Origin of the sequence: Bradyrhizobium barranii subsp. barranii (assembly GCF_017565645.3) — a bacterium.
Classification (GTDB): Bacteria; Pseudomonadota; Alphaproteobacteria; order Rhizobiales; family Xanthobacteraceae; genus Bradyrhizobium; species Bradyrhizobium barranii.
This window is the reverse complement of the sequence record NZ_CP086136.1, coordinates 8,279,447-8,301,406: the sequence shown is the minus strand read 5'-3', so window position 1 is coordinate 8,301,406 and position 21,960 is coordinate 8,279,447. Positions and strand designations below refer to the sequence as shown.

20 protein-coding genes and 1 pseudogene are annotated in these 21,960 nt (G+C 60.3%); 13 read left to right on the top strand and 8 right to left on the bottom strand.

Features of this window, described 5'->3' with window-relative positions; genetic code table 11:
- Positions 1-76: 76 nt before the first annotated feature.
- Positions 77-424, bottom strand: coding sequence for a hypothetical protein (locus tag J4G43_RS40555; protein ID WP_225005394.1), 348 nt, complete (start codon positions 422-424; stop codon positions 77-79).
- A 964-nt stretch (positions 425-1,388) separates the two neighbouring features.
- Complete coding sequence (locus J4G43_RS40550; RefSeq protein ID WP_038935054.1) at positions 1,389-2,252, bottom strand: transglutaminase family protein; 864 nt, start codon at positions 2,250-2,252, stop codon at positions 1,389-1,391.
- Positions 2,253-2,550: 298 nt separating this feature from the next.
- On the opposite strand from J4G43_RS40550, the gene ppk2 reads away from it, so the two are divergent.
- Both ppk2 and J4G43_RS40540 read left to right on the top strand, forming a co-directional pair.
- Positions 2,551-3,282: a polyphosphate kinase 2 gene (gene ppk2 / locus J4G43_RS40545; protein WP_208088306.1), complete on the top strand. Its 732-nt coding sequence runs from the start codon at positions 2,551-2,553 to the stop codon at positions 3,280-3,282.
- Positions 3,283-3,459: 177 nt separating this feature from the next.
- On the top strand, positions 3,460-3,900 hold the full coding sequence (locus tag J4G43_RS40540; protein WP_208088305.1) for a YybH family protein: 441 nt from the start codon (positions 3,460-3,462) through the stop codon (positions 3,898-3,900).
- A gap of 467 nt (positions 3,901-4,367) precedes the next feature.
- Here the strand turns inward: J4G43_RS40540 and J4G43_RS40535 are convergent, their stop codons facing one another.
- Positions 4,368-4,571 carry a hypothetical protein gene (locus J4G43_RS40535; protein WP_225005392.1) on the bottom strand — a complete coding sequence of 68 codons (204 nt, stop codon included), beginning with the start codon at positions 4,569-4,571 and terminating at the stop codon, positions 4,368-4,370.
- A gap of 595 nt (positions 4,572-5,166) precedes the next feature.
- Positions 5,167-5,913 carry a C13 family peptidase gene (locus J4G43_RS40530; RefSeq protein ID WP_207794596.1) on the bottom strand — a complete coding sequence of 249 codons (747 nt, stop codon included), beginning with the start codon at positions 5,911-5,913 and terminating at the stop codon, positions 5,167-5,169.
- Between the two features lie 179 nt (positions 5,914-6,092).
- Between J4G43_RS40530 and J4G43_RS40525 the strand changes: the two genes are divergently transcribed.
- From J4G43_RS40525 to J4G43_RS40500, 7 genes and pseudogenes are all read left to right on the top strand, one after another.
- Positions 6,093-6,467 (top strand): hypothetical protein, encoded by a 375-nt coding sequence (locus tag J4G43_RS40525; protein ID WP_225005390.1) that lies wholly within the window; start codon positions 6,093-6,095, stop codon positions 6,465-6,467.
- A 108-nt stretch (positions 6,468-6,575) separates the two neighbouring features.
- On the top strand, positions 6,576-7,157 hold the full coding sequence (locus tag J4G43_RS56170; protein ID WP_249814695.1) for an amidase family protein: 582 nt from the start codon (positions 6,576-6,578) through the stop codon (positions 7,155-7,157).
- 292 nt (positions 7,158-7,449) lie between these two features.
- Positions 7,450-8,844 carry an ammonium transporter gene (locus J4G43_RS40515; protein WP_028158034.1) on the top strand — a complete coding sequence of 465 codons (1,395 nt, stop codon included), beginning with the start codon at positions 7,450-7,452 and terminating at the stop codon, positions 8,842-8,844.
- Between the two features lie 74 nt (positions 8,845-8,918).
- Positions 8,919-9,263, top strand: a complete 345-nt coding sequence (locus J4G43_RS40510) for a DUF8820 family protein (RefSeq protein ID WP_208088304.1) — start codon at positions 8,919-8,921, stop codon at positions 9,261-9,263.
- Between the two features lie 108 nt (positions 9,264-9,371).
- Positions 9,372-9,680, top strand: coding sequence for a hypothetical protein (locus J4G43_RS40505; protein ID WP_208088303.1), 309 nt, complete (start codon positions 9,372-9,374; stop codon positions 9,678-9,680).
- Positions 9,681-9,701: 21 nt separating this feature from the next.
- Positions 9,702-10,127 (top strand): annotated as a pseudogene (locus J4G43_RS56165) (DUF6745 domain-containing protein); the annotation flags it as partial.
- Between the two features lie 88 nt (positions 10,128-10,215).
- Positions 10,216-10,368: a DUF6745 domain-containing protein gene (locus J4G43_RS40500; protein ID WP_208088302.1), complete on the top strand. Its 153-nt coding sequence runs from the start codon at positions 10,216-10,218 to the stop codon at positions 10,366-10,368.
- A 14-nt stretch (positions 10,369-10,382) separates the two neighbouring features.
- Here J4G43_RS40500 and J4G43_RS40495 read toward each other — a convergent pair whose 3' ends face one another.
- Positions 10,383-10,913, bottom strand: coding sequence for a hypothetical protein (locus tag J4G43_RS40495; protein WP_135178336.1), 531 nt, complete (start codon positions 10,911-10,913; stop codon positions 10,383-10,385).
- Between the two features lie 389 nt (positions 10,914-11,302).
- On the opposite strand from J4G43_RS40495, the gene J4G43_RS40490 reads away from it, so the two are divergent.
- From J4G43_RS40490 to J4G43_RS40480, 3 genes are all read left to right on the top strand, one after another.
- Positions 11,303-12,496, top strand: a complete 1,194-nt coding sequence (locus J4G43_RS40490; RefSeq protein ID WP_208088301.1) for a cupin domain-containing protein — start codon at positions 11,303-11,305, stop codon at positions 12,494-12,496.
- Between the two features lie 131 nt (positions 12,497-12,627).
- Positions 12,628-12,972: a potassium channel family protein gene (locus tag J4G43_RS40485; protein WP_225005387.1), complete on the top strand. Its 345-nt coding sequence runs from the start codon at positions 12,628-12,630 to the stop codon at positions 12,970-12,972.
- Positions 12,973-13,302: 330 nt separating this feature from the next.
- Entirely contained in the window at positions 13,303-14,907 is a 1,605-nt protein-coding gene (locus J4G43_RS40480; RefSeq protein WP_225005383.1) for an MASE4 domain-containing protein, read from the top strand.
- A gap of 625 nt (positions 14,908-15,532) precedes the next feature.
- Here the strand turns inward: J4G43_RS40480 and J4G43_RS40475 are convergent.
- Positions 15,533-15,964 (bottom strand): hypothetical protein, encoded by a 432-nt coding sequence (locus J4G43_RS40475; protein WP_208088300.1) that lies wholly within the window; start codon positions 15,962-15,964, stop codon positions 15,533-15,535.
- Between the two features lie 1,532 nt (positions 15,965-17,496).
- Between J4G43_RS40475 and J4G43_RS40470 the strand changes: the two genes are divergently transcribed.
- The gene (locus J4G43_RS40470; RefSeq protein WP_208088299.1) at positions 17,497-19,056 is read left to right on the top strand and encodes a hypothetical protein; all 1,560 of its coding nucleotides are present in this window, start codon (positions 17,497-17,499) and stop codon (positions 19,054-19,056) included.
- Positions 19,057-20,182: 1,126 nt separating this feature from the next.
- Here J4G43_RS40470 and J4G43_RS40465 read toward each other — a convergent pair.
- Entirely contained in the window at positions 20,183-21,451 is a 1,269-nt protein-coding gene (locus J4G43_RS40465; protein ID WP_038952271.1) for an IS256 family transposase, read from the bottom strand.
- 74 nt (positions 21,452-21,525) lie between these two features.
- Positions 21,526-21,918 carry a Phasin protein gene (locus J4G43_RS40460; RefSeq protein WP_208088298.1) on the bottom strand — a complete coding sequence of 131 codons (393 nt, stop codon included), beginning with the start codon at positions 21,916-21,918 and terminating at the stop codon, positions 21,526-21,528.
- Between the last annotated feature and the right edge of the window lie 42 nt (positions 21,919-21,960).

Sequence of the window (21,960 nt, the reverse complement as noted above, 5' to 3'; positions counted from 1 at the left end):
AGTGCGCTTGAGCGCGCGTTGAGTGGGCATGGTCTGTGACAGAGGTTGCCACGCCCAAACAGCGTCGCTCGTGCGCTCAATACGGGGCGTAGTATTGGCGGCGATAGGGATACGGGCCGCCGTAGTAGCCTGGCGCATAGTAGCCCGGCCCGTAATAGCTACCACCGTAGGCTCCATAAGCGGCGGCTCCAGCCGCGGCACCCAGGATGCCAAGACCAATTGCGGCCCCCGGAGCGCCGTAGTAGCCGCGACCGCGGTAGTGGCGTCGGTAGTAGATTTCTGTCACCCCGGACGAAGAAGCCGCTTGTGTCAGAAGAGTCGTGCTCGGCGAGATCGGAGCTGCCCCCGAAGGCAGCACCGAGCCGAGCATCGCCGCACCGAAGAGCGCGACCGCAATCGCGTATTTCATTGTCTGCTGGTTCATGGTCGTATCCTCTCGAACTTGGAGCATCTCAAGCGGGAAGTCGATTGCGTGCCGCTGGCCGATAAAGAACCTCGACCCAGAGTGCTCGAAGCGCTGGTGGGGGCGGATCCGAGGATTCGTGGTTCTAAGCGAACTCACTGACCCGCCTCTGTACTCGCGCCGCGACTTAGCCGATTACTTGGCGCAAGTTTTGTCCGCCTTCAAAGCGGCTTCTGCCGAGGCCTTTGTCGTGTGGGCGGCACCGACAACCTTCATGCTGCCGCCGGTAGCAGGCTGGCTCTCGACAATCTGACACTTCATGGTCGCAGCATCCTGAGCCAGATAGAACGAGGAGGGCGATTGGCCAACGGTTTTGCCAGTCTCCGCCGCGAATGACGGAGAAGCGAATGCGAGAACGGCGACTGTCGTTAATAGAATTCTTTTCATAGTATCCACCAATTCTTATGCGTCCGGAATCGGACAAAGAATGAACAGGGCAAGCCGACAAGAGTTCCAGCTATCGCCGATTTGTTTGTTGCGTGTGGATCCGCGTGGATCAGTGACAGCCCCGAAAGTCTGTCGACAGGTTGTGCCAATCGCCCAATTCCATTCTGCCTAGCGGCGATCCTTCAGCGGGTGTTGCCGTTAGCGGGAATCAATTGGCTATAGCCGCGGCCCTCGCAAACATTCTCTCAATCACCGATGGATGCCGAGAGCAGGGCGGCAAGAAGTATTGTGCCGCAACGCCGCGCGAGCTCATGGTCAAAATTGCTCATTCAAGAAAATTTAACGAAAGGGAATTTGCCATCAGATTAGGACGGCATCATTCATCGCAATGTCACTCTTTGGCCCAAGCCCCACTGACGAGTAGGCGCAATCGGCGATGCCCATCATGAGCAGGAGCCTGAAGGCCTTTCTAGAAAACGTGAGGGCCTTGAAGCTGAACGACTGATCAGAAAGGCTGCCGAAGGTCCAATGCGTCGATCTATGATGTGACAAGAACTTCTACGGACATCCCGGCGAAGGCGCCGATGCTGCCGACGAAGCTGCCGGACACCGGAATCGTCTGCCGGATGTCGCGCGCGACCGCGACCGGGATCAGATTGAAGCCGCCGAGGCTACGATTCGTCGGGTCGAAAGTGATCCAGCCGGCGCCCGGTACGAAGACCTCGGCCCACGCATGGGTTGATCCCGCATCGCTCGATCCGACGCTCTGTTGCTCTGGATTGTAAAGATAGCCGGAGACGATCCTGGCTCCAAACCCGAGCATGCGTGCTGCTTCGGTGAACAGCACCGCCAAATCCCGGCATGATCCCCAGCCACGATTTAATGTTTCTACCGGCGTTTGGGTACCCTCATCCTCACGGCTCTGGTACCGGACAGCTTCCGAAACGCCGACGCTCAGGTCCTTTAGCAGCGACAGCGTATCAGTCCGACCTCCTCGAATGAACATTTGTGCCCAATTTCGTAGGACCCCCGCCGTGTCCGAGTACTGGGGGAGAGCCAGGGCGCCGAGATCGGTCCAATCGTCATCCGAATAGCGGAATGGGTAAGACATGGCCGAGACAGCGATATCGAACACCGGCCATGCAACCGCGTCGAGCTGAAGCTCCGCGAGGCTGGCGATCACCAGGTTGGAGGCTGTCATCTGAAACGTGGCCGTCGCGATTGCATTGCCAAACACATCGTGCGCCCAGGTCAAGGCCGCATGCGGCGTCATCGTGACGTTGCTCGAAATCAAGCGGAGCTCGCGGCTTTCGCGCGGACGAAGCATCAAGCGGTGCGGCAACAGGTGCACGTGTTCGTTGAATCGATAAGTCGTCGTGTGAAGAACCTTCAGCATAATCAACGAAAGCTCCGATCGGGGCGGCCTCTGGCCAGGCCCCTTATCCGGTGGTCCCCTCGGGAAGTATGGCCGAGTTGAAGATGCCCATGCAAATGTCGATCCAGACGACCGAAACCGGACGAGGCACCGTGCAAGAACGCTGAGATTCATTCATACGGGCATGTTAACGGGTGTCGATGTGCAAGCACAACATCAGTTCGCGGTGCGATAGGATTCGACAAGTGTGACGTGCTGCAATGTGTGGACAGCCTCGTGTCGCGCGACATTCCTGGATAGTGAGGCGACTAGGAGGGATCGAACCATGAAGAACCGGCCACCACTTCCGCAACATTTGAGTCGCCATAGGTATCACGCGCTGCTGGTCCGGCTGCAAATCGAGCTCGTCAAGCTGCAGCGCTGCGTGATTGAGCGCGGCCAGCGTATCCTTGTCATCGTCGAGGGTCGCGACGCCGCCGGCAAGGATGGCACAATCAAGTCGATTGTCGAACATCTAAGCCCGCGTGATACCCGCGTCGTAGCGCTGGGGCCGCCGAGCAATCGGGAACGGTGTTCATGGTACTTCCAGCGTCACGTTTCGCACTTGCCCGCGGCGGGAGAGATCGTGCTGTTCAATCGCAGTTGGTACAACCGTGCTGGAGTTGAGCGTGTCATGGGCTTTTGCACCAAGGAGGAAACCGAGGAATTCCTCGAGACCGTGCCGGGTTTCGAAGCTATGATTGAGCGTTCGGGGATCACCCTGCTCAAGTACTATCTTAATATTTCGAAACAGGAGCAGAAGCGACGGCTCGCCGACCGCCAAAGGGATCCCCTGAAGCAATGGAAGATGAGCCCCATCGATGCCAAGGCGCAGAAGCTTTGGAAAGCTTATTCCGAAGCACGGGACAAGATGCTGGAGCGGACGCACACCGTCACCTCGCCCTGGACCGTGGTCCGCGGCGGTGACAAGGAACATGCGCGGCTTAATATCATTCGCGATGTGCTGTGGCGGCTGAGCTCGGCAAGATTGAGATCGACGGTCCTAACCATCTTGTGAAGAGCATGCCGGCTTGGTTCCCGCGCAGCAAATATGCCGTGAGGCGCCTGCGGGCCGCAGATCAAGTCTTAGCCAGCTGAGAACACCATCTCCAGTCCACTTTTTGGACTAGCGCTTCCCCCAGCAGTAGCTGCGAATACGCTCACGCGCTGAGTATCTCAGCTAATGGAGGCAAAGATGACTCGCATATCACTCGCTTCATTCGCGCTTATTCTGATCGTCAGCCCTGCCAGTCAAGGATTGGCAGATCCGCTCGCAGATAAGCTGACGTCGATGAACGCCCAATGGGATGCTGCCATTAACAACGCGGACTTCGATGCTCTATTACCATTGTATACCGATGACGGCAGATTGTTGCCGCCTGGCGCGCAGCCCGTCACTGGCCCTCTCGCAATCCGTGATTTCTTTGCTGGGCGGGGAAGAAGCGTCAGAGATCATAAGCTTGAGCTTGTGGACGTGCTACCCATCGGGAACTATGCCTATACCACGTCCCATTTCACGGCCACGTTAGTGGTGAATGAGAAGGCGGCGCCAGTTTCCGGCAGCACTGTGAGACTGCTTGAACGCCAACCCGACGGGCAGTGGAAGATAAAATCTCATATCTTTGTTAAAGAATAAATTCGCGTCTGCCACAGACAGTCGGCGCCCACAAACCTGACTGCGACGGGTAGCAGGTGATAAATGATGGTCATGCGCCCTATTGGCCTGTAGCCGTCCTTCTGTCGGGCAACTGTGATGTCTGCTCCAAGGGGTAGACCGGACTAGGCACAGCGGGTTGTTTCAAGACCGCTTATGACCCTGGCCGTGTAAAAACGCGAAGATCAAAACATGGCAAGAATTACATTCTTCAGCTCGTTCTCTAAGTTGAACGCGCTTGCGAGTTTGACCGCTAAGACGGTCTTGAACGAATACCTTGTTCTATCGCCGCCAAACGTCCTGGCGTTTTCACACAACCAAGACCCGAAGGCGACCTTAAACTTGTAACCAGCGAGAGGCTGATCGCAGCTTAGCAGAGTCCTTGGTGGGACTTAGCACAAGCGGCACGCTCCCCAGGATCCGCAGCAACCCGCGCAACCACCGAACCCCTAGCCACCATACCCCCAGTCATCGAACCCGATGTCGTCATAGAACCCGATGCTGGCCGCCGCAACCGCAACCACGGAAGCCACGGCAACCACGGAAGCCACCGCAACCACGAACGCCAACAAACCCGCTACCACCGCAACCTCGGATGCCAACAAACCCACCACCACCGCAACCCCGGCCGCCGCCGCACCCCGCGCCACCATGGCCGCACCCGCAACCACCGCACCCGCGCGCTAGCTGCACGCCGCTGCCAAAGTTTTCTCTATCGAAAAGATGGAACGTGGCCAGACTGACGTCGGCCATTTCCTCTTCGCCAAGAAAGAAGCGCTGATTTGGCGAGGTATTGGATTGCGGGATATCGGCAGCGGGCATCGTGGATGCGGATGCACTACCCGCCAGCGAAAGACCCAGTCCGGCGGCACCTAGCGCCTTCACGGTGGTGGCTTTGGCTGTGCGTTTCTGCTTCGAAGCTTGCTTGACCCGTGGCGTGGTCGCACCCTCCGCAGTTCTTGTGAAAACGCTCGGCAAGAGTGCGCTCGGCGAAACCGGCGCGCAAGGGTTACCTGTGCCATAAAATGCGAAACATCTCATCGAGCTCCATTCATCTTCATGAGCGAGATCGAGACATAACCACTTTTGGTTGAGCCATCTGCGCACATGCAGCAGCATGGACCTGCATGTCAGGCCCCTGGCCCGAATGCGAAGTCTAAGCGGGCCGCCAAACAGTCTGCTTATCGGGGTAGACCGGAAACGGCGTTGCGCCCGCGAGCAATAGCTTCTGCGCTCGCGGCCGGTTGTTCAAGGGCGTGCGACAAGCAATGGCAGCACGTCTGCGCCGCCTGCCATGAGGGGATTCGACGGCTCGAAATGCTCCCGCAATTCTCGCTTCCGGACGAGTGAGCGCGCATCGAGAAACGCATCCTTCAGGCTGACCGCTTTCCGGAGCGCGACATTGAAAAAAGCGTCGCCGAAATAGGTCCACTTGGCCTTGTCCTGACAGCCGAACGACGGATGGTTGGCATCGGCCGCGGTGATGACCAGCACGTCGGGATTCGCCAGACGCGGGATAAAAACCCCCGAATAACAAGCCGAGATGACCACCACCTTGTGCCGCACACCTGTTTTCGCGAGCATGTCGCCGAGACGAGATGGCGTGAGCGTTTCTGTGAGCCGCCCCGCCTTGATTGCAAGGCCGTCAGGAGAGCCATGCGAGGTGAGAATCAAAAAGAGAACATCCTTCTCGGTATCCAAGCGGTTGGCTGCCGCCTGCAACGACCTGGTCAGAGCTTCGATCGTTGCATTTCCGCCTTTCTTGGAATTGTACTCCACGTTGATCGGGCCAGTCTCGAAACGGCCGGCTACGACCTGAGCTGCGCCGGTCGCCTCGGATCTAAACACGCCTTGATCGCCGAACAGGCCAAAGGACACCACGCCAACCTTTCCGGCGTCCTCAACAGCATGTACCGGCGAAACCAACGGCCAGATGGTCAGAAAAAAAGCGACGAGCGGCGCGACGAGCCGCCTGATCGAGGACCTGGAGGTCATGGCGAACCTCGATTCGAGATCGCCGCCACAGAACTGCGGCTCAACGCAAAATAGCCGAAAGCCAGTGAATTTTCATCCTTCGAAACGGCACGGGTATTGGTCCGGATATGGCCCGTCCGAGACATCCAACTGCACCGAGCGATGTCCGCATTCAGGGATATCCCGGAAGGCATGTGTTCATGTGGGCCGCCGAAGCGGAACCAGAAATTGCGTGGGGCGAGCGCGCGCTGCGGCTGTCTCCGTTCGATTCCTGGTCGTTCGCGGCGTTTGGCTCGCAGGCGCTCGGACACTTTCTTTTGGAGCGACCGGATGAGGCGGCAAAGGCGGCTTACCGGGCGGTGCAGTCCAATCCAGGGCACAGCATCAACTATGTCATCCTGATCGGGCCCCTGGTCACGCTCCGCCGGTTCGACGAGGCGAAGGCAGCCGCTGCGCGCGTAATTGAATTGCAGCCCAATTTTAGGATCAGTCAGCAGTTTAGCGATGTTGACTGCGCGCCGGCGCTCGCCACGAAGCTCGGCGCGGCATTGCAGACGGCCGGATTGCCCGAGTAGTTAGCCAACCTTGCATACTCGAGCATGTCTGCAGTTGGCCCATCGCTTCAGTTGGCGTAGTGCCACGCAATGGGCGGTCAAGTGAAGAACCCTTACGCGCCGGCGCTGATGGATGATCGCGGCATCCCAGTCGTGCCGCCGGGCGGATCGAGCGCGGGCTCGGCTGTCGCGGTGGCGGCCGGCCTGTGCGCAGCCTCGATCGGCACCGAGACGTCGGGCTCGCTGCTGTATCCCGCGAGCCAAAACGGCCTCGTCACTGTGAAGCCGACCGTTGGGCTGGTCAGCCGGGCCGGGATCGTGCCGATCGCGCACAGCCAGGACACTGCAGGGCCGATGACGCGGACGGTGCGCGACGCGGCGATGTTGTTGAACGTGCTGGCGGCCAAAGACCCGCTCGACCCGGCGACGGAGCGGCAGCGGCGGCCGGTCGACTACACCTATGGCGGCGGGCTGATCTACGACGCGCTCGGTTCCTACAACATGGCCTGGCGCATCGGCGTGGCGGTGGGGCTCGCCGCCGGCATCGTCGAGATCGCGTTTGCGCTGATCAAGCCGACCGCGCCGCCCTTGATGCGAACCAAAGGCATCGTCAAGCCACTGCTCATTCGTTGGGCGATGGGCTGCTGCGTGAAGCAGCGCGTGGCGCGGTTGCCGCAAAGCAGCAAACCGGAATCGAAGCGCATTCAGTAGCTTGAATGAATCGTGTCGATGGTGCGAATCTTGCTCGTCCTTTGACCAAGAATTGGAACCGTCTCTGACGCTTTCCGATCTGGCGACAAGGGAAAGGCCGATAAGCCATGAGGCTGGTCGGTGCCAGTCTCCAGCCATCGACGCTCGACGACCTCATCGCGCCGAGCCGCGCTCATTGTGTCCCGAAAATCCGAGCTGATCTCGCTGGCGTCGTCGCGCCGGCGCGCATGATCATCTCTGCGGTTCCACTCAAACAGGGCCCAGAAGACATCTCTTGCGACTTGGGAGGACGATGATGGAATCAAGAACATCCACGCGCCAAAGGCTCGTGACATTGGTGGTCGCGTTGCTGGGAATTGCACTGCTCTACCTCGCCCTCGGCGACGTTGCGCTCGCGGAGGATGCGGGCCCGCCAGCCTGCGGCGGCAAGATCCTCGAGAAGTGCACGCCCAATCCCGGCGACACCGCCTGGATGCTCACCTCCGTTGCGCTGGTGCTGATGATGACGGTCCCGGGGCTCGGGCTGTTCTATGGCGGTATGGTGCGCAAGAAGAACGTGGGCGACACCGTGATGACGAGTTTTGCGGTGACTTGCCTAGTTACGATTCTGTTCGCGATCCTGACCTATAGCCTGGCCTTCCGCGCCGGCACGCCGTTCATCGGCGGGCTGGACCGCATGTTCCTGAAGGACATCCTCAGCGACATCGGCAAGGGCGGGATCGGCAATCCCAATCCGCTCGCGGCGACGATCCCCGAAAGCGTCTACATCTGCTTCCAGATGACGTTCGCGATCATCACGCCCGCGCTGATTGCAGGGGCCTTCGCCGAGCGGATGAAGTTCTCCGCGATGCTCTGGTTCATCGGCCTGTGGGCGATCTTCGTCTACGCGCCGGTCGCGCATTGGGTGTGGGGCCCTGACGGCATCTTCGCCTCCGGCAACGACGCCGCCTGGGTCAAGGTGCTCGACTTCGCCGGCGGGACTGTCGTGCATATCAATGCCGGCGTGGCAGGCCTGATGTGCGCCATCATGCTCGGCAAGCGCAAGGAGGCGGGACCGGCCCACAACATGGTGCTGACCTTCATCGGCGCCTCGCTGCTGTGGGTCGGCTGGTTCGGCTTCAACGCGGGCTCCGCGGTGACGGCAGGCATGCAGGCCGGCATGGCGATGCTGGTGACGCAGATCGCGACCGCGGTCGCCGGCTTCACCTGGATGCTGGTCGAGTGGTCGCTCAAGGGCAAGCCGACGGTCGTCGGCATCTGCTCGGGCGCGGTGGCAGGCCTCGTCGCCATCACGCCCGCGTCCGGTTTCGTCGGCCCGATCGGCGCCTTCGTGATCGGCATCGCGGCCGGCGTCCTCTGCTACTGGGGATGCACCGGGCTCAAGAACATGTTCAGCTATGACGACGCGCTCGATTGCTTCGGCGTCCACGCCGTCGGCGGCATCGTCGGCGCATTGCTCACCGGCGTCTTCGCCGTCGAGCAATATGGCGGCACCGCGGGGGCTCTGGAGGGAAACCCGGGCCAGTTCATCAACCAGTGCATCGGCGTCGCCACGGTCTTTGTCTACGATGCCGTCGTCAGCCTGATCATCCTGTACGTGATCAAGCTGTTTATCGGTTTGCGGGTGTCGGAGGATATGGAGCGCGACGGTCTCGACCTCGCACTGCATGGCGAGGTCGTGCACTAGATCGCCGACGGCAATGTTGAACGAATCCGGCCATCCGCGTTCCCCGCGGATGCGCCGGCACGGGAGAAGGCACGATGGCCGAGATTTTTGCGCAAGGTGACCTGCTGATCGAGCGGGTACCCGATGTAGCGCCATCGGGAACGCTCGCCGAAATCGCCGAAGGTGCGCCTCTGGTCCTGCTGGAGGGCGAGGCCACGGGACATTGTCATGCGATCCACGAGCGCGTGACGCTGTTTCGCGACGACGATCTGGCGCGCGACATTCCGGCCGGGCTCTATCTCGGGCATCTCCAGATCGCCTCGGCCTATGCGCGGGTGACGCATCAGGAGCATGCGCCGCTGACGCTGCCGCGAGGGACCTATGGGGTGCGCCGCCAGCGTGAACTGGGGCCTCGGGATGCGCGCGTCCTCGCCGACTGAGCAGGCGCTGTCTGCGGGCAGATGGCGGCGTTGGGCGATTACCGCGCGCGGTGGAGAGCCATCCGACGCTCGACGGCGCCTGCCGATCGCGACACCGCGGAGCAGGGCGTGCGTCTTGCCTATGAGGCCGCAGGACTGGAGCCGCCGGCCCGCATCGTATGGTGCGACAGCCCGCTGGCGCTGTCCGGGCTTGCCGGCCGGATGTCGCAGGGCGACGGCGGCAATGTGCGCTTTCGTCTCCTCGATCGCCTGCGCCGGCGCATAGCTTCGCAGGTTGAAGCGCGGGTTCACCGGAAGGTGCTTGCCGCAGTCGACAGCGCAGTCGATCCCGCCGACCTGCTGGTCGCCGCTGCGGCCGACGCGGTGATACGCAGCGTGCCGGAGCAAAATCTGTCCATGCTGGGCCAGCTGCGCTGAACCGGCCTGTCGTTCTCCGGCGTGTTACAGGCGCTCGCTGCTCCGCGGGGCTTTTCGACCTGCGCAGCGGGGCCGCACGATCTGTCGTGGCTTGGCGCTTATGACTATCTCCGCGAGGTCCTTGGTCTGCACGCAGAGGCGGAGCCGCTGCGCGGCCTGATGCAGCTCGCGACGAGCGTGGGCTGGCTACAGCCGCACGAGTACACCTGCTGGCCCGCGGAGCGACCGAACCTCATGTGCGGTGACGCGCGCGACCGGCTGGATCACGCCAGCGGTCCGGCACTGCGTTATCCCGACGGCTGGTCGATCTGGGCCTGGCGCGGGGTGGAGGTGCCCCGCTGGATCATAGAACATCGGGACCGGATCACGCTCGCTGCGATCGACGAGCAAGTCGACGTCCAGGTCCGCCGCTGCATGATCGAGATCATGACGCCGGAACGTTACGTCGCGCTCGGCGGCGCCACCTGTGTGGCCGAGGACGAGACCGGAATCCTGTGGCGCCGCAACTGGCTCGCCGCGGACGCCTTGGGCGGCCGTGGAGGTCGTCAACGCCACGCCCGAGCCGGACGGCACGCGCAGGCATTTCTTCCTCCAGGTGCCGGCCAATCTGCGCACGGCGCGCGAAGCGGTCGCATGGACCTACGGCATGAGGGCAGAGGCCTACGCACACCTCGTGCTGAGGACGTGATGCATGCGTGGTCGCTAGCTGCGGTAGTAGCGCCACATCCGCAGGAAGGTGCGATGGATCATGTCCGGCGGCTGATCGAACGGCTCGACATTGATCCGCACCATGTTGGTGTGGCTCATCCGCCAGGGCAGGCGCATCAACCAGCGCCAGAACGGCTGCTTGCGCCAGTCGGCCACCAGCGCGCTGGTGAGCGGTGCGTTCAGCACGATCTGGAGTTCATGCACCGTCATGGCGCGCTCGGCGATCTCGACAAGATCGATGCGCTCGATGGCGCGCCACCGGATCAGGCCGAAGGCCTGGATGAAGATGCCGTATTGGTTCGCGCCGATCGTGGGCCGGCCGGTCTCGAGCAGCGGAATGTTGTAATAGGTAAACCCGGCCGCGAGCGCCGCGAGCGCAAGCCAGTAGAGCGCGCCGGTGAGAAGCGCGGCCGTGCAGAAGATCGCGGCCAGCGCCGCCGTGACGTAGACCGGGAAATAAGTATCGTCGCGGCCATAAGCGACCGAATAGCCACCGACATGTCCCTCGTCCAAGGCTGCGATCATGGACGTGGAGGCTACGACCATCGGCCGCAAATAAAAACGGGGTCGCGAGGGCCCCGTCGGTGCTGCAGGTGGCCTAGGGGTTTGTCCTTATGTGCGGCCGCTTGGGAGTCTAGAGCGGACGTCGCGCGGCCTGGTCGTGATGGGCCGCTTCTGACCCGAAGCTGACACTAACACCGCTGTACGGTGGTTTTGACCAGTTGTAACATTGCATCAAAAGGAGGCAAGGCATTCGGGGCGCCGGCCCGCGAGCGGTCTAAATATTTCCAGCAACTTACCGCGGTCGCTCGGTAGTGCGACATCAGGTGTCGGGGCAACCTGCCGCAATGAATGGCCCGAGCGGGCGCGTGGTTTCGGTACATCACGATCAACGCCATCATGGAGATATCATCATGTCAAACGTGCAGCGGCGTGACGTTCTTATCGGCTCAGCGCTTGCTGCGGCGGCTGTGGCCGCGGCAAAGCCAGCGCTGGCCGGCGATCCGAGCTTCATGAACAACGTCCCCGATCCGCTTCTCGCGGCCGATGACCTGCCGACCTTCAAGTTCGCCTTGGAGAAATCCGAGGGAAAAGTCATCGGCGAAAGTTCCGGCAAGGAGGCGACGGTCAAGCAGCTGCCGATCTCCAAAGGCATCGCTGGGGTCTCCATGCGGCTCGAACCTGGCGCGATGCGCGAGCTTCATTGGCACGCCACAGCAGCCGAATGGGCATTCGTCATCGAGGGCGGCGTTCGCACCACGGTCATCGATCCGCAGGGCCGGGCGGAGACCAACGAATTCGAACCTGGCGATATCTGGTACTTTCCCCGCGGGCACGGCCACATGCTGCAGTGTCTCGGTAGCCAGCCCTGCCACTTTATTCTCATTTTCGACAACGGGTACTTTTCCGAGTTCGGCACCTTCAGCATCACGGACTGGATCGGCCACGCGCCGAAGACTCTTCTGGCCAAGAACTTCGGCGTGCCCGCGGCGACGTTTGACTCGTTTCCGAAGACGGAGGTCTATTTTGCCCGCGGGGCAATCGCTCCGGCACAGCCGGCCGCCCCGTTGCAAGGCGTGAATCTGCCGCCGCAGACGCACAAATACCGTTTGCTCGCCCAGGAACCACACGGGGTCTACAAGGGCGGCCGGGAGTGGCGCGTCGATGCCAGTCGGTTCCCGATCTCGACGACCGTGACCGGCGTCATCCTCGATCTCGATCCTGGTGCGTTACGCGAGCTGCACTGGCATCCTAACGCGGACGAGTGGCAATACGTAATCGACGGGCGGGTGTCCGTCACCCTGTTCGGCTCCCACGGACGGTTCCGCGTCGAGACGCTGGAGAAAGGCGACGTTGGCGACATTCCGCAGGGCTACGGGCACTCGATCGAAAATGTTGGCAATACGCCTGCGCGCATCCTGATCGGGTTCAACGCCGGCACTTACGAGACGATCAATCTGTCGCAGTGGATTGCCGGCAACCCCGCTGACGTGCTCGCCGTCAATTTCGCCCAACCGTCGGAATTATTCGAGAAGTTTCCCAAGCACGACGTGTTTCTCGCGAGCGCCAGCGGCCCTGACAAATCGGCGCGATCAGATGGGCGGTAGTACGTGAGGGTCCACAGCAGCAATCGGGACACGGAGCTTCTAACCGCGAAGTGCCCGAACTAAATTTTGTGTCGATCCGTTGATGAGCTGCGCCACTTCTGCAGCGCGGCATTTGCGGAGATCGCCCCGACATGAACCGACCAACACCGAAAACGTTGCAGCGGCGCTTTTTCTTGGCGCTTGGTCATGCCATTCACGTGACGTGGCCGGTGTTGTCGGCAATTCTGGCGATTCAGCTTGCCCTGGGCTTGCTGACTGGTTTTGTTGAGGGCTGGTCTCTCGGGGATGCAGTCTATTTTACTTTCATTACCGGCCTTACAATTGGTTACGGTGATCTCGTCCCGAGGCAGACGTTGACGCGCGCACTTGCGATAGGAATTGGCTTTCTCGGGCTCTTTGTCACGGGTCTCATAGCGGCAATTGCGGTCTACGCCATGCACTCTGCGCTCACCAATGCCGGGAACGGAGGCAAGTGATCCTGATATCGATGAGGTGATCAAGTAAGAGTGCCGTTTGCTGCATTGGATGAGTCAGCCCTTGGCCCATCAGCGAAGTGGCGACACCTTTCATTGAGGTCCGCTTAGTGGAGTAGAGCGGACTGACTTTGCTCACTCTGAGTTCTTCGCATTTTGACCCGAAGCGGACCTTTAAGTGCCGCCCGGTCCGGACTAGCAGCAGGCCACTGAAACCCTGCAAGCGCGTCTTCGGCAAGTTGAAAACATCGTCTCGAAAACATACGCTCCGTCCAGACGAAACTCAGGGCAGCTTCGTGCCGCGCGTTCCAGCCGCTGGGAAGATTCGCTCCGATGATGAAGCCCGCCGTCATTATCCCGGAGGATCAGTCTTTCGCCCTTGCGACCTTACCGCCCGGCCGGGCGCAGAAACGGCTTGCCCTTGCGGTCATGCTCGCTTTCCTGGGCGTCGTCTTAATCTTGGCAGGGGTGCTCTCGAACGTCCAGCTGGCGCGGATCGATAGCTTCGTCCCGGCCTACGGCACGGCGATGTTCGTGAATGACATGATCACCGCGGTCCTGCTGTTCAACCAGTTCGCCACCCTGCGTTCGAGTGCCCTCCTCGCAATCTCAACCGGGTATCTCTTCACGGGTCTCATGCTTGTCCCCTGGATGCTGGTCTTTCCAGGGGCGTTCGCGCCAGTTGGCCTGCTTGGCGCGGGGCTACAGAGCACGGATTGGCTCAACGCTCTAAGGTACGCCGGTTTTCCTACGTTCGTCATCGCATATACCCTTTTGAAGGTTGCCGATCCGCCCAAGCGATTGTGGGAGGGCTCAGTGGGCGCGACGATTCTTTCGAGTGTTGCGATGACGTCAGCCGTTGTGTGTGCCGTGACAGTTCTTGTCACAGTGGGTGAGGCATACTTGCCCCGCATCATGCTCGACCCGGTCCATTTTTCTACTCTCGCGCTCTATATTGCCAGTTGTCTAATCCTGTGGAACGCAGTTGCGCTCACTTTGCTCTGGATGCGCCAGCGTTCGGTGCTCGATCTGTGGCTGATGGTGGTTGTTTGCGCATATGCAATTGAGATCTATCTGGTCTCGTTTCCCGGTTTTGCCCGGTTCAGCGCCGGCTGGTATGCTGGCCGGGTCTTCGGGTTCGTGTCTAGCATTCTTGTTCTCTTTATCCTGCTGTATGAGATAACGACGCTTCACGCGCAGCTGCTCGGCGCGGTCCTGGCGCAACGTCGCGAACGTGAGGCGCGGCTGATGACCGGCGACGCCGTCTCGGCTTCAATTGCCCACGAAATCAAACAGCCATTAACGGCGATCATAGCCAGTGCCAACGCGGGATTGCACTGGCTTGATCGTGTCGAGCCTGACCTCGATAGTGCCAGGAATGCATTTCGGCGCGTCGTGACCACCGGACACCATGCGGACGCCGTGATCGAAAATATCCGGGTGCATTTCAAGACGGGTGCACGGACCCGGACTTCGCTCGATATCGACGATGTCATCCAGGAAGCTCTGGCCGTCGTCCGTGACCAATTGCGGAGACATCGGGTCGCCGTTCAAGCTGACGTTAACAAACGGCTACCGCGGATAAGAGGCGAACAGGTTCAGCTCCAGCAAGTGCTGGTGAATTTGATTACGAACGCAATTGACTCCATGGCCACGAAGAATGGGGAGCGGGTCCTATCCATAAGGTCTGAAGTCCATCACTTCAGATACGTGATGGTATCGGTAGAAGACACGGGGGAAGGTCTAGAGCCCGGCGGCGCCGTGGATCGGATATTCAACCCGATGTTCACGACCAAAACGGATGGCATGGGCATGGGGCTGTCAATCTGCCGGTCGATCATCGAGGCGCATGAAGGACAAGTATGGGTGACCGCCGATAAAGGCCGCGGCGCCATTTTTCACTTCACGGTTCCGGTAGACTCGGACAGCCCATCCTAGTAGCCGCCTGAGTCCGACTTTGGCCCTTAGCGTCGAAGCGTACCCATCACTTCGGCGTCGGCTGTTCGGGGAAGACCGGACATGGATGCAGGTATGCCAAACCGACGCGAATTGCACTAAGCCGCTGTCGCGGTAGAGCACGACGGCTCGATATCCGCGAGTAGGGAAGTGGCTCCGCTGCCCGGCGACAGATCGGCCCGGGTGGGCTCTGCCAGCAACTAGCTGCGCATGGCGGCGCGGAAACCGACGAAGCTCAACGCGCCCGCCACGGTGACGGCAATCCAGCTCACCCAAAACGGCACATCGACGCCATTCAAGGTGACGGACCATCCATCACAATCCGGATCAACTACAAAAGCGCGCTCAAGGCAAAGATGGCGGCGGCGAGCGTGCAAAAGGCTCTTATGGTCATTGCCCGTCTCCGACGGCACACGAGGACGTGGCTCGCCCCCGCAGCCAAAATGGGGAGGGGCCGGCGCGGCGGCCGCATTCTCAATGTGTCGCACAATCGCCGTTTCGCGACGCCGCGAGTCGGGATCACTTCCGCCTTTGGCACAAATGCGAAGTGCAGCGATGTCCGCGGTTACTGTGAGCGGCACTTCGTCCCCACAATCCGCGAGCAGTGTTACTGCGCCAGAAATCTATATGCGACAATCAGAGCCACCATGCTCGCGAAAATCAGCAGTGCTGGAAGGGGTTTTCGGATCATTGGCTTCGTCGAATGCAGTGCAGCCGATAGACCGGGCTGATTGGGCCGTTTCTCGAGCCGCACGACTTTGCCCTCTGTCATTGGTGTGCGAGCCTTTGGTTCCGGGGGCGCGCCCACGCCTCCCATCTCGCTGTAATAAGCGCTGTAGACCTCGCGAACGGCTAGGGCCGTGGACTCGGCCTCGCTCATTGTCTCGAGCCGAGTTCGATAGTTAGTCAGAAAGCTTTGGGCGCTGGACGGCAGGTCATCGAAACCACCGAGCTTGGCCATCATGAGCCAGGTGGCAAAATCCGCTTCAGCCTTCGTGCGCGCTTTCTTGGCGATACTAGCTTTGGAGCTAGAGGACATGGTGGTCCGATTGGTTTGAACCCGGCCGCGAAGCTGTTCATTGACACCATCCGCGCGGCGGGAAAGGCAATTGGCAATCCAGTCACAGTAATGACGGCGCGGGAGAGTTCAAACGCGAATCTTACTAACTAGTCGGCTCCTGGCTCAGGTTGAAGCGGACTGAGCAGGCTAGCTAGGGTAGGATTCACCTCCGCTGATGCCCCAACGGCAGTAGCTCTGCAACGCACATACGAACAGTAAACGCGGAAAACAGCGCCTGCAGGCCGATCCATTAACGTTTGCGGATATCCACTCCTTCGCACCCTGGCCGCATTCTTCCGCACGTGCAAAGGGATATGGCAACTGATCGGCCAAATCCTCAGCTCATCCACGGTCGTAAGCCACGGTCCGAGTGCCGCGGCGAAAGAGATTTGGCAGGCTGCTGCACGTCGCAGCTGCGGCTGCTTCGGACCCGGACTAGTCACGAACACAATGAATCCCTTGCGCCGCCAGTTTTGAGCCGTATGGCCGCCCATGTCGGCGCGAAGGGTCGAGGGGGTGGGGGCGATACACCGGGAGTTTTCGATGTCCGGTTATTTGAGATTTTGCTTCGCTGGTTTTGCTCTCGCTGGAATTCTTTCAACGACGCCCGCGTCCTCCGACCCTCTTGACGACTTGTTCAATATCGCTCCGCGCGCACGTGCTCCGACCTATCCGGCGCGAGCGGAATGCTTGGCGCGGCCCGGCGACTCGGTCCCCGATGGCCAGCATTGGGTCTATCGAGTCGATGGTCGCCGCAAATGTTGGTTCCTGGCCGAGGGCATTGCGACGGTGAAGAAGCCCGTTCGTTCTCGCATAGCTAAAGATCCCGTGGCTAGTCGTAAGCGGAGCCCGGTCGTTGACGCGCGCGTAGAGTTGCTGCGGCCCAGACCGGCCGAGCAGTCTCAGCCCCCTGTCCCTGAATTCAAAGTAGCTGAGGCTGCTTCCGAACTTGGAACGAGCACGACGGCCCCGATACCAGCGGTACCCGATCTGCATCGGCGTACCAACCAGCTCACGTCGGAGTTCTCCGTGCCGCCCCAAGTTGACGTAGAGAAGCTTCTTGCGGCTGCGAGTGACGCCGCTGCTGCCTCGATGCCCCCGGTTCTGCCGGTGGGCATGGGCCCTAGGGGGGCCGGCGATGAGGGGAGGGGCTGGGCGGTGACCTGGTTGGGCTTGCTGCTGATCGTCTTAGGAGTCGGCTCCGTATCGAGCTCAAGCCGTGCGCTACGCGAAGCCGTGCTGTTGCGCTATCGGGAATTGATGGGTCTCGGAGCCGCACCAGGAAGAGCAAGCTACGGCATGTAGTTGTCACGTGGCGAGATCTCGGCATGTCGCCGTGTGACCCAAAGCGGATCTAGCCGCCCATACCTCATCCCGGTTAGATGAAGCGAGACGCGACGTCTTCGGCCTCTAGGACGGGATGGCTTAAAGGATGTACCCACTTATAGTTGGTTCGCTAGCCTGACGAAACAGCCTAAGATTGTATTGGATGCAGCCGAGGAGGACTTCCGATGCGCAGGCAGCCTGTTCCGCTTACCCCGGGTGACCTGGTCAATCATCAATTCGGCACCGACGACAACCTGATAGGCACCCCAGGCGCACCGACCTCGTTCGGTGATGCTGGTGGCAGCATGTTCGACTTCTCGAAGGGAGGGAACGACACTTTCGATGAAATCGGACCTTCCAACTACACATTCTATGGGGACGTGGTCGGCAGTATTTTCGATTCTGCTCAGGGCGGCGATGACATTTTTAACGGACTCACCGCGACCAGTGTCACTGCCTACGGCGACGCGGGTGCCGACATGTCGGACCAAAGTAAGGGCGGCAACGATACCTTCTTGAGTGGTACCGGCAGACAGCAAATCAATACGTTCTTCGGCGACGCTGGCGGCGCCATGTCGGGTCATTCTCAGGGCGGCGATGACAGCTTCATAACCCAGACGGTACAGGGCGGCACCCACACCTTTTACGGTGACGCGGGCGGCGACATGTCTGGCCATAGCAAGGGCGGGGACGACAGCTTTCAGGGCTCTAGGCAGGCTGGAAACATCTTTTTTGGTGATAGCGGAAGCAACATGTCCGGTCACGCCCAGGGCGGCGATGACTCATTCACCGCCAGAACGGACTCAAGCAACACATTCTACGGGGATGCCGGCGGTGACATGACCGGCCACAGCAAAGGTGGCAACGACACCTTCAACGGGGCCTTGTTCGCAACGCAGGTGTTCTACGGTGATGCCGGAGGCAACATGTCCGGCCATGCTGAGGGAGGCGACGACCGTTTCACGGGCTCCGGTGGGGCGATCATGTCAAAGACCTTCTATGGCGATGCCGGCGGTGACATCTCCGGCTTTGCCAAGGGTGGCAACGATACTTTCATAAACGAGGGCGGCTCCACGGTGTCTTTTTACGGGGACGCCGGCGCCACAATGTCCGGCCATGCGCAAGGCGGGAACGACCTTGCGACGTTGCAGGGTACCAAGAACTTCGCCGTTGGCGATGCTGTTACGATGCTCGACGCTACCAGCGGAGGTAATGACAGTCTCAGCGGCGGCGACAGTTCGTTGACGGATGTTGTGAACCAGCTCTATGGAGACGCGCAAGTCATGGGCGGGGCGACCCAAGGAGGCGATGATCTTATCTTCGGGGGCCACGCCGTTGACAGCGGCCGGGTCGACAACTTCTTATGGGGCGATGCGGCGCAAATTTCAGGTCGTGCTAAGGGCGGCAGCGATGTCCTATACGCGGGGACGGCTGGGCAAGGTTGCACAGTCAGCAATGAGATGTGGGGAGATGGTGAACTGAGCGGCAATGCTCATGGAGGTTCCGATACGTTTGTATTCAAGGACAATGGTCTAATGACTGTTGGAGCCAACAATCTCATCCAAGATTTCAGCCAATGCCAGGATGATAGGATCGCTTTCATTGACGTTGCGGGTGTGCACTCGTTTGGTGACCTTGTCATCACCCAGAGCGGAACTAGCACCATTATCATGGCGGGAGCTGATCAGGTAACGCTTGCAAACTTCACCGACTTGATGACGGCGAATGACTTTTTGTTTGTTTGAGAGCGCTCCTCTTCGTTACCATGGTCGCGATCGGCCGACGGCGCAAGCGGCTAGGGATGCGACAGGTCCAGCCCGTGGCCGCACCGCGTGAAGACCTTGACGACTTCGTGGGCATCTGGACCTGCGCCCGATAGCCGTCGAACTTGATTTCGTGAATCCATCGCTCGATCGCGGAGGCGAGTGCCGGCTGCACGAAACGGGAAACGGCGCCTTGATGCCATGCGCTTCCAGCTTTTTCCGTTGGAAGGCCATCGCTATACGAGGCGCAGGCTTGTGAACTCCTGAGATACGACGGGACGTCGCTCAGTTGCACATTGCAGCGATGCAACATCCCTCTCGGACCAGCGCTCTCCATGTTGACGGCGACGACCTTGATCGACCTGCAATATCGCCGACGAGGAGATCTTGAATGACGGTTTCGAGATTCGTAGTCTCAAGGTCGGCTTCGCGCCAGGCACGGCCAGCCTGTCCAAAGTCGTTGGCGACCAGATAGACGGTTGGCTCGTCCGCCGACATGAGAGAAGAGTTCTCGGCAAAGTTAATCTCGAACGCTCAACATTTGTTAGAGCCTGCGATGAATCCAGGGGCGGAGAATATCTACCGACGCCCAGCCTTGAGCCGGTGCGTCGTGGCGGTCCCGGCGTCTCCGCTCCTCTCGAGCCCCGGAGGCGCTTGGGGCCACTCACCCGTACACGCGCCTCAGTGGGCGCCAGCCGTTCTTGTCGATCTCCACCCCGAAAGCCTTCCGGCATGCGCAGTTCTCGCAGTCGTTTCTCGCTGGAATTGAAGAGCTGATCTATTCAATGCGGGTGTTGCGCGTCAGTGGATACGTCTGACGTAGAGCCTGATACTACTCTCGTCGTCCCGCTTCGGGTTCAGAAGCATCTCTGAACACGATTAGCTGGTTCGGGCATGGGCCAATAGTAACTATCCGAAAGGCCGCTATCGGTGCAGAGCGGAAACGTCCTTAATTGGGGTGAGCTTGGCTTTTAGAAAGTCCACGATTTGGTACTTAGTTCAGCCATCTCCGAGGAATGCTTCCGGAACATGGCGATCCGCTTGTTTGTGAATTCTGCGATTACACCGGGAAATTGAGCTATGGCTGATTTTGGGTGACGCGGCCTGATCAGGCGGCGTGGCTTTCAGTGTTCGGAATGACTTCGATTCCGTCGATGAACTTTACACCGGCGATGACTTTCGGCAACTGGTTCGTGCTCTTCAATCGCCGCCAGGTCTTCGATGCGGCGTCGATGAGCTTGAACACCATCAGCTTCGCAGTTTGTTGCGACAGCGATCCCTTGGTCCGCACCGTTCGGTGGCGCACCGTGGCGAAGACGCTCTCGATCGGGTTCGAGCTGCGTAGGTGGATCCAGTGCTCAGCAGGGAAGTCGAAGAAGGCGAGCAGCGCATGGCGATCCTTGATCAGGCACTCCACCGCACGTCCGTATTTGACGTGGTATTTCTCGACGAAGACGTCGATCGCGGTTTCAGCTTCGGCCCGGTGTGGGGCCAGATAGATGTTCCGCAGGTCGTTCTTCATGGGGCCCTGCACGGATTTGGCGACCTTGTCGAGTACGTTGCTCACTTTATGGCACCAGCATCGTTGGTGCCGCGTGCCGGGAAAGGCCTCGTCCAGTGCCTTCCAGAAGCCGAGGGCGCCGTCGCCGATGGCGAGTTGCGGGGCAATCCGTAACCCGCGTTGCCGCAGGTCGATCAGGAGTTCGCGCCAGCTCTGCGCGCTCTCGCGCACGCCGACCTGGAAGCCGATCAGCTCCTTCTTGCCTTCCGGCGTGGTGCCAATCAGCACCAGCATGCATTCGCTGTGATCTTCCATGCGGGCCTGCAGGTACACGCCATCGGCCCAGATGTAGACATAGCGACGCGCCGACAGATCGCGTCTCTGCCAGCGTTCGTACTCGACCTGCCAATCGGCCTTCAGGCCGGCGATCACCGAAGGCGACAGGTTCGGCGCATCCTTGCCGAGCAGCGCCGAGAGCGCCTCCTGGAAGTCGCCGGTCGAGATGCCGCGCAAATAGAGGACCGGGATCAAGGCATCCAGGCTCTTCGTCCGCCGCGCCCATAGCGGCAGGATTGCCGAACTGAAGCGGAGGCGGTCGCCTGGCCCGCTCGCTCCGCGGTCGCGGACCTTGGGACGAGCGACCTCCACCGGACCGATGCCGGTCGCAATCTCGCGCACCGGACCGTGCCCATGTCGGACCAGGCGCGCTCGACCGTCGGGCAGCGTCAGATTGGCCGTGCTGGCCAGAAACGCGCCAACCTCGATCTCGATCGCCCTGGCAAGCAGGTCCCGCGCGCCGGCACGAACGATATCGGTCAGTGGATCATCAACCGCGGACGGCTGACGGAAAGCAAGAACATTGGTAGTCTCGGTCATGGCGTATCGCTCTCCTCGAGAGGTTCTGGCAGGCTCGTCACCCGCCTCGATACGCCGCCTTCCTCACACCGTCATCACCCAGATTCCGCCATAGCTCCGGGAAATTCTAGGGGCGCCTTAATCATCGCAAGCCTTTGAGCGAATTCAAAAGCAAATTGCATGTTGGTTTGTGCCATTTCCAGTAGCTGCGCTTGATAAGCTCGCACGTTTGCGTTGGCTGAAGAAAGAATATCAACCCCTCTCTTTGAATTGTTTTCCGTCATCTGTTTGGAGTCATTTTGTAAGGCTGCATCCGTGACAAGAAGCGGATTCTTAACGGGGAGGGCGTCTTGCTGCGAATCTGCGCTCACGGGCGGAACGCCCGCTTTCGGGCTCCTGATAATAGCTTGCGCAGTCCGTTGGGCCTTCGCGACCATTCTCGGGCGGCGGGCGTGCTTTGACGCCGTTGCCGGTTTACGTTTGCTCATCTGACACTCCAAGGATGACGATCGACCAAGGTCGTTGCCAGA